The organism is Pseudomonas sp. MAG002Y (assembly GCF_019400845.1).
In the GTDB taxonomy this organism is placed as follows: Bacteria; Pseudomonadota; Gammaproteobacteria; order Pseudomonadales; family Pseudomonadaceae; genus Chryseomonas; species Chryseomonas luteola.
The window spans coordinates 41,435-58,120 of sequence record NZ_WOEJ01000021.1 but is presented as its reverse complement, the minus strand read 5'-3'; the positions used below and the strand labels follow the sequence as shown (position 1 = coordinate 58,120).

Annotated in this window: 1 protein-coding gene; it reads right to left on the bottom strand. The window is 57.2% G+C overall.

Annotated elements, in window-relative coordinates:
• Positions 1–10: 10 nt before the first annotated feature.
• Entirely contained in the window at positions 11–16,600 is a 16,590-nt protein-coding gene (locus GM154_RS22470) for an Ig-like domain-containing protein (protein WP_219653422.1), read from the bottom strand.
• Positions 16,601–16,686 lie beyond the last annotated feature (86 nt).

The window sequence follows — 16,686 nt, the reverse complement described above, 5'->3', positions numbered from 1 at the left end:
ACAGGGAGGGTTAGCCTATGAACAGGCGGGACAAGGCCTCCAACTGTATATCTCGCTGGCGAGTGGCCTGTTGAAGCTGCTGCTCCAATGTAAGCGGTATCTGGACTTGCGCAATGGCGTCCTGAGTTGTCTGGCTATTGGCCCCCTGGGCAGTCGCGGGAGCATCCTCTGGCGTGAAGGGTTGATCGGCAACCACCGTCGACGGGGTTGTAGCATCTCCTTGATTTTCAGCATTCTGGTTGATCTGCAGAGGCTGACGAAGCGCCTCGTTCAGGTCCCCCACTGCATGCGCCATGGGGGCCTGGTTCTCTTCGATTTCTAGATTGCTGCCCAACGGCTGGATACTGTGGGTCACGCCTGCAAGCGGCTGGTCAAAATCCAGTGCCGCTACCTGATTGAGCCGCTTGACTCCATCGATGGTATCCAGAAGTACAGGCTCGTATTCGGCCTTGCGGCGTTCTTCCAGGCGTTCATCCGAGGCCGTTTCCGGCAAACGCCCCAGGCCGCTACGGTTGACAACGAAGGGGTCGATATCCGCTGCGTCCATGTTCCGCGGCGAAACCGTAATCAGAAGCGATGCACGGGTACTGGATTGGCCGTCGCTTACGGTATAAACAAGCGTATCCGTACCGGTGAAACTATCAGTGGGTATGTAAGTCAAGGTTCCATCAGGATTGATCGCCACCGAGCCGTTGATGGCTGATCCATCTGTTATGGTAAGAATGTCGCCATCGGCATCACTGACACTCCCTAACACCGGAATGGTGACGCTGACGCCTTCTGATGTCGAAGCCGTACCACTTGGTATGGTGAGTGCGTCGTTCGCCGGTGTGACGATGATAGTTATTGTTGCGGTGGTAATACCGCCGTTACCATCGTTCAGCGTATAGCTAATGGTATCCGTACCGTTGAAATTCAGTTGTGGTGTGTAGACGACTGTGCCGTCTGGATTGACTGTAACGGCCCCCTGCTGAGCGGTGACGGTGGTTAACGTGAGCGGGTTACCTTCTGCATCTCTTGCCGTACCGATAAGGTTCAGCGTGGCAGAGGTATCCTCGGCAATGGTAACCGTACGGCCAGACACCGTTGGCGCATCGTTCACTGACGTGATCACCAGGGTTACGGTCGCTTGTGTCACGGCCCCATCGGTATCGCGGACCTGATAGACGAAACTGTCGGTACCGTTGTAGTTGGCAGCAGGTGTATAGGTGAAGCTGCCATCGGCGTTCAGTACGAGCGAGCCGTGGCTAGGCTCTTCGCGAACGCTGAAGCGGACAGGATCATCGTCCTGCCCCACAAGTCTGCCGGTAATTGCAGTGTCTTCAGCCAGGGTAAGGGTGCTTGAGGTCGATACAGGGAGGGGGTTGGTTACGATGAGCACAAAGGTCTGGCTCACCGATAGACCTTGCTCATCCCTGGCCGTCACGTTTACGGTGTAACGGCCATCCGTAACCTCTGAGGACGCATTGTTTAACAGGGTACCGGCGATCTGGCCAGTGACCGGGTCTATTTGCAGCCCCGCAGGCAGGTCCGTGGCACTGTAGTTCAGCGTTCGGCTGCCCATATCGCTGAAATAGCGGCCTACGTCCAGATTGAATGGCTGGCCGTCAATCGCCTGCTGAATGCCGATCGGTTGAGCAATAGGTGCATCGTTGGCAGGCGTGATCGTGACGGCGACCGTGGCTGAAATCGCACCGCCCTGACCGTCATCGAGTGTGTAAGTAATGACATCCTGTCCAACGAAATGGCTGGCTGGTGTGTAGACCAGTATTCCGTCAGAGCCAATGACAACGGTACCGTTGCGAGCTTCGGCCTGCGTAATGCTCAGGCTATCTCCATCGACATCGTTGGCACTGCTCAAGACATCCAGGCGTAGCGGCGTGTCTTCCAGCGTAGTCGCGGTTATCGGCGCTGCTACCGGTGTATCGTTGACGGGGGTTACCGTGATCGTTGCAGTCAGAGTAGTGGTGCCGCCTATACCGTCACTCACGGTATAGGTCAGCGTATCGCTGCCATTGAAATTGGCCGCAGGCGAATAGGTAATCGTACCGTCAGTGTTGATCGTTACCGTACCATTGCGGGCCGAGGCGTCCGTGACGACCAGCGGATCTCTATCGGCATCGCTGGCCAGTGCCAGAACGTCAAGCGTGACGGGAGTGTCTTCTGCCGCTGTCGCCGTCAGGTCGCTGCTTTGCGGAGCCTCGTTGCCATCAGTGTCTGGAGCCGAAACAGACGTAACGGAAACGCTGACGGTTGATGTGACCGTGCCGCCTTTACCATCACTCAAGGTGTAGGTGACGATGTCGGTTCCGCTAAAGCCGGCATCAGGTGTATAGGTAAGTGTACCGTCCGGGTTGGTTTTAACTGTACCGTGTGCTGCCGCGCTTTCAACAATGCTCAGGCTGTCACCATCCGCATCGATGGCGCTGGCCACAACATCAAGCACAACCGCTGTTCCGGCCGTTACCGCCACGGTGGTGGGGGCAGCTACAGGCAATTGGTTGACTGGCGATTCCGGGATAACCGGCGTGACCGTTACCACAACGGTAGCGGCAACGCTGACGCTACCATCACTAACCTGATAAGTAATGGTATCGGTCCCGGTAAAGCCGGCGGAGGGCGTATAGACGAGACTGCCTTCAGGGGTAACGGTCACGGCGCCGTGGCTTGCCGTTGCATCTGCAATCGTTAGCCTATCTCCATCCACGTCGCGGGCATCAGCCAGGACGCTCAGGACGATTGCGTTGTCCTGTGCTGTTGTCGCTGTTTTGTCTACAAGAGTAGGCGCATCGTTAACGGGTACGATCACGATGGAAAGTGTGGCTCGGGTAGTGCCGCCGTCACTATCGGTCACCTGATAGGTAAAGCTGTCAGTGCCGTTGTAGTCGGCATCAGGTGTATAGGTATAGCTACCGTCTGTGTTCAGCGCCAGCGTGCCATGTGCCGGACTGTTGATCAGGCTAAAAGTCAGTGCGTCACCGTCTGGATCAGCTGCCACGAGTGTGTCGGAAAGGGGGACGTCCTCGACCGTGGTAATCGTAGTATTTGGGCTCTCCGGCACCGAATTGGTTACGGTAAACGAGACCTGCTGGCTAACGCTGCTACCCAGCCCATCGCTAGCCGTTAGGGTCACGGTATAGATGCCATTGTTACCTTGGCTGGATGCATTGCTGGCCAGAGTACCCGCAATCAGGCCGGTGACAGGATCAAGACTCAGGCCTGCCGGCAAGCCGATGGCCGTGTAAGTCAGCTGTGCGTCATCGACGTCCGCGAAGTAAGCGGAAATATCCAAGCTGAACGGCTTGCCATCAGCAGCCTCCTGGCTAAGTAGCACGCCCTGGCTGACCGGCGCGTCGTTGACGGGGGTGACGGTGATTACCACCGTTGCGGTGACCAGGCCGCCGTTACCATCGCTTATGGTGTAGGTCAGCGTGTCAGTGCCATTGAAATCGGCGTTGGGCGTATACAACAGCGTACCGTCAGCATCGAGGGATACGCCGCCATTGACTGCCGAAGCTGATACTACGGTAAGCCCGTCGCCATCCACGTCACTGGCATTTGCCACTACATCCAGGCGCAGGGGTGTGTCTTCAGTCGTTGTGGCGGTGTTGGAGCTGGCAACCGGTGCATCATTAACCGGCGTGACGGTAATATTGACGGTAGCGGTTACCACGCCACCGTTGCCGTCAGTGACGGTATAGATCAGTGTGTCGATACCGTTGAAGTCAGGCTTGGGCATGTAAGTCAACGTACCGTCAGGATTGACACTGACAAGACCATTGGTTGCCGAGGCGGTTACGATGCTCAATGCATCACCGTCGATATCGACGATGTTTGCCAGAGTATCGAGTGTAATGGGTGTATCTTCTAACGTAGTCGCCTGTGTTGCTGACGCAATGGGCGCATCATTAACGGATGCTACGGCGATTGCTACCGTGGCAGTTGCTACACCTCCATCGGCATCGCGGACCTGATAGCTGAAGCTATCAGGTCCGTTGTAATTGGCGTCAGGAATGTAGATATAGCTCCCATCGGCATTGAGCTGCAGCGAGCCATGAGCGGGTGCGCCTACCAGCTCGAAGCGCAAGGCATCACCATCCGGATCTGTTGCCTGCAAGGTGCCTGACAGAGGCGTGTCTTCCTGAGTCACGATCACGGAGTCAGCCGTTACCGGTAGCGGGTTGGTAACAGTCAGCAGCAAGGGTCGACTGACACTACCTCCCTGGCCGTCGCTAGCCGTGAGGGTAATACGGTAGGCACCATTAATCGCTTGGCTGGAGGCATTGCCTGCCAGCGTGCCGCTAATGACTCCAGTTACCGGATCGATGGACAGGCCTGCCGGCAAGCCACTCGCGCTGAACGAGAGCAGATCAGTGTCGACGTCGGCAAAGTAGCTTGAGACATCAAGGTTGAATGTGCTGCCGTCGTCGACCGTCTGGTCCGGCATAGGACCATTCGAGGTTGGGTCATCATTGACCGGCGTAACCGTGATAGTGATAGTCGAACTCACAGTGGCGCCGTTGCCGTCACTTACGATGTACGTCAGTGTGTCGCTGCCATTGAAATCGGCGTTCGGCGTATACAGCAAAGTACCATCAAGATTGAGGCTCACTGTGCCGTTGAGTGCCGAGGCAGTGGTCACCGCCAGCGTATCGCCGTCGATATCGGTCGCACCGGCCAGTACGTCCAGACGGATCGGGGTATCCTCCGCTGTGGTAGCGGTTTGTGCCGGGACGACCGGGGCATCGTTGACGGGCGCAACCACAATGGTTGCCGTGGCGGTTGCCAGCCCGCCATCGGCGTCGCGGACTTGATAGATAAAGCTGTCGGTGCCGTTGTAATCAGCCTGGGGTGTATAGGTAAAGCTGCCGTCGGCGTTCAGCACGAGCGAGCCATGGGCCGGGCCCTGGATCATGCTAAAGCTTAGCGCGTCGCCGTCAAGATCGGTGGCAACCAGCGCACCGGTCAGGGGTGTGTCTTCAGCGGTGCCAAGCGTTGCAGGCTGCGCTATGGGTAGTGGGTTGGTGACGGTCAGGGTAAAGCGCTGGCTGACCTGGGCGCCCTGATTATCCTGGGCGGTAACGGTCAGGGTATAGACGCCGTTGTTTCCGCCGGTAGAAGCGCTGCTAGCCAGCACGCCGCTGATCAGGCCGGTTGCCGGATCAAAACTCAGGCCCTGGGGCAGGCCGGTAACGGCATAGCTCAGTACTGGGCTGTCGATGTCGGCAAAGGCAGCGGAGACATTCAGGCTGAATGCGCTGCCATCGGTGGCCTGCTGGTCAGCCAGCGGCGCTGCAACAACCGGGGCATCATTGACCGGAGTGACAATGAGCGTCAGGGTTGCCGTGACAACAGCACCATCGGCATCAGTGACCTGGTAAACAAAGTTGTCCGTCCCGTTGAAATCAAGGTTGGGCACATAGATAAAACGCCCGTCATCATTCAGGCTCAGTGTGCCATGGGCCGGACCCTGTAAAATCGAAAAGCTCAAGGCATCGCCATCTGGATCGCTGGCTAACAGCGTGCCGGTGTATAGGGTGTCCTCATTGAGTGTGAGTGTTTCTGTCAGGGGAGCAGGCAAGGTATTGCTGATAGTCAGAGTGAGCGTTGTGCTGGCTATCGCACCGGCAGAGTCCTGAGCGGTGATGGTAACGGTGTAGACGCCGTCCAATGCTTGGCTGGACGCACGGCTGTCGATCACACCGTCGATAAGCCCTGTTGCAGAATTGATATTCAGACCTGCCGGTAAACCGCTGGCACTGTAAATGAGTACATCGTTATCACGGTCACTAAACAGGCCGGAAACGTCCAGGCTGAACGGGCTGCTATCGGTAGCGGAACTGTTGAAAGGAATGCTGACTGAATCAGGTGCATCGTTGACGGGTGTAACAGTGATAACCACTGTTGAGGTAACGGTTTCGCCGTTGCCGTCGCTCAATGTATAGGTGAGTGTATCGATGCCGTTAAAGTCGGCATTGGGGGTATAGGTCAGTGTGCCGTCGGCATTGATTATTACCGTGCCATTAATTGCGGTCGCCGATACCGGAGACAGGACATCACCATCGATATCGTTGACGTCAAGTCTGGGATCCAGCGTGACAGGCGTATCCTCGGTGGTAATCAACGTGCCCGAGACGGCAGTAGGCGCATCGTTAACCGGCGTCACGGTGATAGCGACTGTCGAAAGCACGATGGCGCCCTGACCGTCCGTCACGGTGTAGGTAATGATATCGGCGCCGTTGAAGTTCGTGTTGGGTGTATAGGTGATCGACCCGTCCGGATTCAGGGCAACGGTTCCATGAATGGCCGAGGCACTGTCGATACTGAGCAAATCGCCATCCACGTCGCTGGCATTGGCCAGTACATCCAGGCGGATCGGTGTGTCTTCCGGCGTTGTTGAGGTCGCGGGTAGAACAACCGGGGCATCATTGACTGGTAGCACTGTAATCGTCACGGTGGACGTTACCGTACCGCCATTGCCATCGCTTACGGTATAGGTGAGCGTGTCGGTACCGTTGAAATTGGCATTGGGCGTATACGTCAGGGTGCCATCAGCATTCAACGTGACGGTGCCTTGGGTAGCCAAAGCACTTGAGAGGCTAGGAGTATCTCCTTCGGGATCATCGATACCTGCCAGAACATCAATCGTCAGCGGTGTATCTTCCCGCGTGCTGGCGCTACCGGGGAATGCACTAGGCGCATCGTTGACCGGTGTTACAGTAATAACAACCGTGGCGACGGTAGTGCCCCCGTCGGCATCAACGACCTGATAGGTAAAGCCGTCCGTACCGTTGAAGTTGGTGTCTGGTGTATAAGTGAAACTGCCGTCAGGGTTTAGTGCCAGCGAGCCGTGTGCAGGGTTGATTACCTTTTCGAAACTCAGCCTATCGCCATCTGGATCGATCGCGGTGAGTACGCCTGAAGCAGCTGTGTCTTCGCTGGTGGTGATAACCGCTGCGGGAGTCTCCGGAGTTGGATTGGTCACTGTCAACAACATGGTCTGGCTGATGGATCCGCCCAAGCCGTCGCTGGCAGTAAACGTAATGGTGTAAAGGCCATTATTGCCTTGCGTTGAGGCATTGCCTGCCAGGGTGCCAGAGATCATGCCGGTTACAGGATCAAGGAAGAGGCCTTGTGGAAGGCCGGTTGCGCTGTAACTCAGGGTATCACCGTCCACATCAGCAAAATAGCCAGAGACATTCAGGACAAATGTACTGCCATCGCTTACTGCTTGATCCGGTAGGCTGGTACGAATGCTTGGCGCATCGTTGACGGGCGTGACGGTGATCAACACCGTTGAGGTAACGGTGCCGCCGTTGCCATCGCTCAGGGTGTAGGTCAATGTGTCGCTGCCGCGGAAGTCGGCGTTGGGCGTATACAGCAGCGTACCGTCAACAGCAAGGGATACGCTGCCATTGGTTGCCGAGGCGGATACTACAGTGAGTCGGTCGCCATCCACATCGCTCGCATTTGCTGTTACATCCAGGCGCAGGGGCGTGTCTTCCAGTGTCGTGGCAGTGCTAGGGCTTGCAACCGGTGCGTCATTGATCGGCGTAACAGTAACTGTCACGGTCGCAGTTACGGTACTGCCATAGCGATCGGTAATCGTATAGGTAACGGTATCGACACCATTGAAATTGGCCTCCGGTGTGTACAGCAGGGTGCCGTCCGTGTTGAGGCTTACCGTGCCGTTGAGCGCCGAAGCGGTGGTAACGGTCAGCGTGTCTCCGTCCACGTCGCGGGCATCAGCCAGGACGTCAATCCGCACTGGAGTGTCTTCTGGTGTAACGGCAGAATGTGATGCAGCGACAGGTGCGTCATTCACCGGAGTGATGGTAAAGATGATCATGGCGCGGGTAACTGCACCGTCTGCATCCTGTACCTGGTAAGTAAAGCCGTCCGTGCCGTTGTAATCAGCCTCAGGAATGTAGGTAAAGCGGCCCTCTTCACTGAGCAGTAATATGCCGTGGGCCGGACCTTCTATAACGCTAAAGCTTAGCGCATCACCATCGATATCGGTGGCAACAAGCTGTCCGGTATAGGGAGTGTCTTCAGCGGTGATCAGACTGGCTCCCGCTGTTATAGGGAGTAGGTTACTTACTGTCAGGGTAAACTGTTGGCTGACCTGGGCGCCCTGATCGTCCTGTGCGGTCACGGTAATGCTGTAGCGGCCATCCGGTGCGCTGGAAGAAGCATTGCCTGCCAGCGTGCCACTGATCAGGCCTGTATTGGGATCGATTGAGAGACCCACGGGCAACCCGTTGGCACTGTAGCTCAACTCAGGGCTGTCGAGGTCGGCAAAGTAGGCTGCGGTGCCCAGCGAGAAGGGCGCAGCATCGGTAGCGCTCTGGCTGACTATGGTTCCAATAAGCACTGGCGCATCATTGACCGGGGTGACAGTAATACTAACTGTTGCGGTTACTAGTCCGCCATTACCATCGCTTATGGTATAGGTCAGTGTGTCAGTGCCATTAAAGTCCGCGTTGGGCACGTAGACCACCGTGCCATCTGAACTGAGTGTTAGTACGCCGTTCAAGGCAGAAGCGGCTGTAACGCTTAACGTGTCACCATCCACGTCACTGGCACCTTCAAGAAGATCCAGAGTGAGCGGCGTATCTTCCAGTGTACTGGCGGCTCGGTCAGAGACGGTGGGTAGATCGTTAACGGGCAGGACGGTAATGATCACGGTCGCGGTTACCAGACCGCCGTTACCATCGCTTACGGTATATATCAGCGTGTCGGTACCGTTGAAGTTGCCCTTGGGTGTATAGGTCAGCGTACCGTCTGGATTGACCGTAACCGCTCCGTTTGCAGCAGAGGCTGTTGTGACGGTAAGGCTGTTACCGTCAATATCAATAACATTGGCCAACACATCCAGCGTAATGGCGGTATCTTCGGTGACCGTGGCAGTGCTCGGGGCAGCGACAGGCACATCATTGACTGGTGTAACCGTGATGCTGATAGTCGCGCTAACCGTGGCGCCATTGCCATCGGTAATGGTGTAGGTCAGCGTATCGATGCCGTTGAAGTTGGTGTTCGGCGTGTACAGCAGCGAGCCGTCGGCATTGACCGTGACCGTCCCGTTTGCCGCAGAAGCGGCCACAACGCTGAGCGCATCACCATCCATGTCCTGGGCATCGGCCAGCACGTCCAGGCGGATCGGGGTGTCTTCGAGGGTGGTTGCACTGGCAGGCGTAGCGGTTGGGACATCGTTGACCTGCGTAACCACGATCGTGACCGTTGCCGTCACACTGCCGCCGCTACCGTCTGTGACGGTGTAGGTCAGGGTGTCCGTGCCGTTGAAATCGGCGTTCGGCGTATACAGCAAAGTACCATCAAGATTGAGGCTCACTGTGCCGTTGAGTGCCGAGGCAGTGGTCACCGCCAGCGTATCGCCGTCGATATCGGTCGCACCGGCCAGTACGTCCAGACGGATCGGGGTATCCTCCGCTGTGGTAGCGGTTTGTGCCGGGACGACCGGGGCATCGTTGACGGGCGCAACCACAATGGTTGCCGTGGCGGTTGCCAGCCCGCCATCGGCGTCGCGGACTTGATAGATAAAGCTGTCGGTGCCGTTGTAATCAGCCTGGGGTGTATAGGTAAAGCTGCCGTCGGCGTTCAGCACGAGCGAGCCATGGGCCGGGCCCTGGATCATGCTAAAGCTTAGCGCGTCGCCGTCAAGATCGGTGGCAACCAGCGCACCGGTCAGGGGTGTGTCTTCAGCGGTGCCAAGCGTTGCAGGCTGCGCTATGGGTAGTGGGTTGGTGACGGTCAGGGTAAAGCGCTGGCTGACCTGGGCGCCCTGATTATCCTGGGCGGTAACGGTCAGGGTATAGACGCCGTTGTTTCCGCCGGTAGAAGCGCTGCTAGCCAGCACGCCGCTGATCAGGCCGGTTGCCGGATCAAAACTCAGGCCCTGGGGCAGGCCGGTAACGGCATAGCTCAGTACTGGGCTGTCGATGTCGGCAAAGGCAGCGGAGACATTCAGGCTGAATGCGCTGCCATCGGTGGCCTGCTGGTCAGCCAGCGGCGCTGCAACAACCGGGGCGTCATTGACCGGAGTGACGATAATCGTGACGGTAGCAGTAACCAGCCCGCCATTACCGTCAGACACTGTGTAGGTGACGGTATCGGTGCCATTGAAGTTGGCACTGGGAGTATAGGTCAGTGTTCCATCGGTGTTGACGCTGACATTGCCGTGATTGGCATACGCGGCGCTGACCAGTAGGCTATCACCATCCACATCGCTGGCATTGGCCAGCACATCCAGGCGAATCGGGGTGTCTTCCGGTGTTATCGCCGTAGACGGCGTGGCTGTGGGAGCATCATTGATCGGGGTGACGATGACGATTACGGTCGAAGTGACCGTACCGCCATGGCCATCACTGACCGTGTAGGTAATCGTGTCGGTGCCGTTGAAATTGATCTTAGGTGTATAGGTTAGCGTACCGTTCGGATTGAGCGTAACGGTGCCTTGTTCAGCCGAGGCATGGGAGATAGTTAAGGTATCGCCGTCCGGGTCGGTGACGTTTCGCAGGACATCCAGCGTAACAGGCGTATCTTCTGGCGTAGTGGCCGTGCTGCTAATGACGGTAGGGGCATCGTTGACGGCCGTTACGGCAATCGTGACGGTTGCCGTACTGATCCCGCCGTCTGCATCACGGACCTGATAGGTAAAGCTGTCTGTACCGTTGTACCCAAGGGTCGGCACATAGACATACATGCCATTGGGGTTAAGCGTCAGCGTCCCATGAGCAGGTCCTGTTACGGTGCTGAAACTCAAGGTGTCGCCATCGGGATCGCTGGCCTGAAGCATGCCGGTGTAAGGCGTGTTTTCCGGTGTAGCCCAGGCGGCGCCACTCGTAACGGGTAGCGGATTGGTTACGGTAAGCGTGAAGCTTTGACTAACCTGACCGCCTTTTCCATCGCTTGCAGTGACCACGACGGTATAGAGCCCGTTAGGCGCCAGGACGGACGCATGGCTATCCAGCGTACCGGAGATGAGACCAGTAGCCGGATTGATACTAAGGCCTGCCGGCAATCCGCTGGCCTTGAAGCTCAAGGTGTCGCCATCGATATCACTGAATGCTTTTCCGGCCTCGATAGCTAATGTTTGGCTGTCCGTTGCCGCTTGGGAGGGGAGCGGTGCGGCCACGGGATCGGCATTGGGAGCGGTGTTGACCGTCAATGTGACGGTTGCGGTTTCGTAGGTCCCGTTAGAGTAGACCGTGTAGGTAAAACTATCGGTGCCCGCATAACCGTTATCTGGCGTGTAGACAGCATTGCCCTGGGCGTCCAGCGTCAGCACGCCATGCGCTGGCGTGGTAAAGCTCGAAATCGCTCGCGCCGCGTTCTCAAACGTATCGTTCGCCAGTACGTTAAAGCCAGCCGTCTGGCCTGTGACCAGAGACACATGATCATCCATGATGTCGGCCACCGGTACGATCTGCACGGGCAGGTCTGCCTTGACACTGAGCAGTTGCCCCAGCTGACCCAATTCAAGAGTGATCTTGAGCGGGCCGTTATAGTCGGCGCCGGGGGTATAGACCAGGCTGTTCAGGGCAGCGTTGATGTCTGCCATGCTGCCGGAGACGCGCAAGGTACTGCCAGCGGTGCCGCCGTTACCTTCGCTAAAGGTAAGGCCTGCGGTCTGGCCCAGCATAAAGGTGCCTACCGGGACGCTTAGCCGCAGGTCAAGAATCTGCCCATCTACATCGCCTACGCTCAGATGCTGACCGAGCAGGTTGGCGAAGATCAGCGGTGTGTCCTCGTTAAGCAGAGGAAGGTTTGGGAGCTGTAGCGTGGGCAGATCGGCAACCGGTTGCAACGTGACGGCTATCAGGCCGGTTGCCGTACCGCCGTCACTATCGACCACCGTATAGGTGATGGTATCGAGACCGTTGTAGTCAGCGTTCGGCGTATATGTCAGTGAGCCATCAGCATTGATCGTCACCGTGCCATGCAGGGCAGTGGCCTTGGTGATGGTTAGACTGTCATTATCCGGATCGGTAATGTTCAGCGCTGTGATATGCAGGGGTGTGTCTTCCTGCACGATGATTGTACCCAGGGACGTTACCGGTGGTGGGTTACTGACGGTGATGACCAGGAGCGAGGATACGGACGCGCCAGCCAGATCCGTTGCAGTCACCGTAACGGTATAAGCGCCGTTGGGGGCAGCGGTCGAGGCATGATTACCGAGCACCCCGCTGATCAGGCCGGTGGCGGAGTCAATGGCCAGCCCCGCAGGCAGGCCGCTGGCAGAAAAGCGTAAGGCGTCGAACAGGTCGGTATCTCGGAATGCCTGTCCAGCCGGGATAGCAACCAGGGCACTGTCCAGCGTGGCGACGGTTCCAAGCGAGCCTGCCGTGGGCGGTGTGTTGGTTCCCACCGTGACGCTGACAATGACCTGCTCGGTGACGCCACCGGAGCTGACGGTGTAAGTAAAGCTGTCGACACCTCGATAACCCGGCGCTGGTATATACGTGACAAGACCGTTCTGGCCAAGGGTTACGGTTCCGTGCTGCCCCTGGCTGACGGCTTCAAGACGGGGCGTACCCTCGAAGGTATCGTTTGCCAGTGGATTGAAAACCACCGGTGACAGCGGCTCCGTGTAAAGACTGTCCGGCACGCCGTCGGTAACTGGCGTGAGGGTGAGCAATGTTGTGGCCAGTTGAACAGGCGCCTTGCCGTCGCTGGCCTGCAAGGTCAATGTGGCTGTGCCGTTATAGTCAGCCGTAGGGGTGAACGCAAGGCCTTCTAGCGCGGCATTGATGGCGCTGACCTGACCGCGGAAGGTGAGGGTCGCATCGTCTCGCCCATCCCCGGCAATAAACGTCAGACCCGACGTTTGAGACAGTGTCAGGCTGCCGTGGTTGATCTGCAGGGTGACGGTCAGCTCATCACCATTGGCGTCGTTTACGCGAAGTGCGGTACCGGTAGCCGATGAAAAGATCTGAGGCGTATCTTCAGCCAGGGTCAGGCTTGCCGGCATGGTGATGACAGGCGCGTAGTTGGGCAGGGCCGTTGTCAGGGTAACCGTAGCCGTTTCGACGGTGCCGTTCGACGTCACGGTATACGTGAAGCTGTCGGCCCCCAGGTAGCCGACGTTAGGGGTATAGACCGCGTTACCCTGAGAGTCGAGCGTCAGGTTGCCATGGGCCGGCAGGGTATAGCTGGTCAAGGTGCGGCTGGCATTTTCGAACATATCGTTCGCCAGTACATTGAAGCTGACTGGCGTATTGAGCGTAACGTTGACCTGATCGTCAAAGGCATCCTGTACAGGCGCAATGCTAATGGGTAGCGTCGCCTGGACTTTAAGCAGCCCTCCTGTAAGTTGACCAAGGTCTATCGTGATCTTGACCGGGCCGTTATAATCAGCCGCGGGGGTATAGATCAGGCTGTTCAGCGCGGCATTGACCTCTACGGCGGTTCCCGAAATACGCAAGGTACTATCATTAACCCCGTCGCCTTCGCTCAGCGTAACATTGGCGGTTTGGGTAAGGGTAAAACTGCCGACCGGCACACTTAGACGCACGTCCACCAGGGTGCCATCGATATTGCCTACACTCAGCTGTTGTCCCAACAGGTTGGCGAAGATCAGCGGCGTGTCTTCGGTAAGCAGAGGAATGCTGGGCAGGTTGATTACCGGCAGATCGGGAACGGCCGCCAGTACCACAGCAATGGAGCCGGTTGCTGTTCCGCCATCGACATCACGAACGGTGTAGGTAATGGTATCCAGGCCGAAGTAATCAGCGTCCGGTTGATAGCTCAGCGAGCCGTCGGTATTAATCGTGACGGTTCCGTTCAGGGCTTTTGCCTGAGTAATGGAAAAGGCGTCGCCGTCTGGATCGATGATGCCCAGGGTATCAAGGCTGATTCCGAGCAGCGTGTCCTCTGAGCCGCCCAGTGTCAGGCCCACCAGCGGAATCGGAGCCGGATTGCTGACGTTGAGAACTAGTGTGCTGGTCGCTTTTGCACCGGCAAGGTCGGTGGCAGTCACGGTCACGGTATAGACGCCGCCGTTGACCATCGAGGCGTGCGTATTCACCACGCCGGTAATCAACCCGGTAAGCGGGTCGATGCCGAGCCCAGCGGGCAGGCCCGTGGCGCTGTAAGTCAGCTTGTCGAGCAAATCCGGGTCGCGGAAGGCCTGGGCGGTAGACAACAGGACCAGGCCGCCATCAAACGTAGAAGCCGTACCCAGTGACGTACCCACAGGTGCAGAGTTGCCCACGGTCACGTTTACCGTGACCTGTTCCGTCACGCCACCGGACGTTACCGTATAGGTGAAGGTGTCCGAGCCGGTATAGCCCAACGAGGGCGTATAGGTGACCGTACCGTTGGGGTTAAGCAATACCACGCCACGTGCGCCCTGGCTGACAGCCGTAATACTGGGCGTACCCTCGAAGTTGTCGTTGGCAAGTGGGTTGAAGGTGACAGGAGCTAAGGGGCCGGTCTGGATCGAATCCGGCACGCCATCGGCCACGGGCGCCAAGTTAAGGGCAATATTAGCTGTTTGCACGGCAGCAGTGCCGTCACTGACGCTAAGGGTGATGGCAGCCGTGCCATTGTAATCGGGTGTTGGGATATAGCTCAGGCCATTAAGCGCCGTATTGATGGCGGCCACGCTGCCACTGAACTTCATAGTGGCGTCGGCTACACCATCTCCGCTGATAAAGGTCAGCCCGCTCGTTTGCGAAAGCGTCAGGTTGCCCTGTGTTGCCTGTAGGGTAACGGTCAGAGTATCGCCATTAGCATCCGCCACCGTAATAGCATTGCCATTGCTCGAGGAAAAGACGCATGTAACGTCTTCCAGAAAACTCTGTGTGCCAGGAACGCTGAGAGTAGGAGCATAATTCGGAATAACCGTTGTTACCGTGACGGTTGCCGTTTCCGTTGCGCCGCCGGAGGTTACGGTGTAAGTGAAGGTATCGGTGCCGGTCCAGCCACTGGCGGGTTTGTAGACAGCATTACCCTGTGCATCAATGGTAAGGGTGCCGTGGCTGGGGGTGCTGTATCCCGTGACGACACGCCCTGTGTTCTCGAAATGGTCGTTACTGAGAACATTGAATGTACTGGACGTATCTTTGTAAGCCACCACGCTGTCCGCCACGATATCCGTGACAGGGGCAAAGTTCATGGCAATGGTTGAGCTTGCACTCAGGCCGGTTGGATCCTGTGCAGTAACGCTCAGGTTTACCAGACCATTGGCGTCGGCTACCGGAGTGTAGACTAGTCCATTCAAGGCATTGTTGATGTCTGTAATCGAGCCGGAAAGCGTCACGCTTCCCGTATTGTTTCCGCTGACGGTAAAGCCGCTCAAGAGGCCTGACGTAATCGAGGACAGGACGTTACTGTTAATTGCCAGCGTGCCCTTGGGAACGGAAACCACTACTGTCTCGCTGGTACTGTCGGCGTCCGTTACCCTGATCTGGGTACCCAGTGCGCTGGAGAAGGTGACGCTGGTATCTTCGACAAGACCGCTCAGGGTCGGTACGGTCAGAACAGGTGCCGCATTGACGATAATGCTGACCGTGCCGGTGGTTGAAATGGCGCCAAGCAGTGCATCACGGACGTAATAGGTGAAGCTGTCCGTTCCGGCATAGCCCTTGGTAGGCGTATACGTAACTGTATTGTCGCTATTCACGACGAGACTGCCGCTCTGTGCAGGACTGGCGATGACCAGCTTGGGCACGCTGAGCACCAGTACATCATTGGATAGCGGGGCGATTCTAATGCTGCTGCCCTGGTTGACCGTTACGCTGTCATTAACGGCAACGTTTGCCAGTAGGTCATGGTGCCAGTCAGTCGCCTGGAGCGATGTGGTTTCGATGGAGCCAATCTGCTGCTCCAGTACCCAGTCTCCACTGCTGCCTGTAGTATTGTCAGAGGCGGCAATATCAGCGCTCAGCGCATGTGAAAGCGCCCGAAGCGTTTCTTGACCCTCTGCACCAGCGGCAAGATTACACCCGTAGATCAGTACATCCGCTTGGCTATCCAGATGCCTGCCGATTTCGGCAAGTACATCATGAAATTGGCTTTGGATGGAGGTCGCGGTCAACTGCGTTGAACCTACCTCAAGAGCGCCTGTGTTGGCATGGGTTACGATATGCAGGGCATCTATGCCGCTACGCCCTTGGAGAGCAGAAGCAATCTGTTCCAGACCGTCTTTTGCCGGGTCAAGGTAAACGATGTCTGCGCCCTTGGGCAGCGCAGCTAGCAGCGAGCCCTGATCGGGCAGACTGCTGTCAATAAAGTAGATTTCCTGGCGGGCAGAAGAAGCCGATGCGGCATCTATCAGAGGATGCATCTGATCCGTTACATCAGGATGCGTATGAACGGCGGGCTGCGCCGATGCTTCATGGGCAGTACCGTCGCCGCTGGCTACCGCGTGAGCATGATCGGACTGGGGCTGTACCGCTAGCAGTGCTTGGCTTAGCGCCTCGCTGGCCTCATGGCTGGCTTGGCTGGCCTGAGCCTCATGAGCATGATTGCTATCGTGGAGCGTATTCTCCGCTGTGACGACAGCTGCTGCATCGAACATCAATCGCGTTTCCAACGCGATTCGGATAGAGGCCCCTAGAGAGTGACGACGCTTCATGCGAACTCCTAGCTGTAAAGCAACGGCAGGTCCTTAGCTTGCTAATAAAACAAGTGGACAGTGCGAAAGATAGGCTTAAAGAGCTA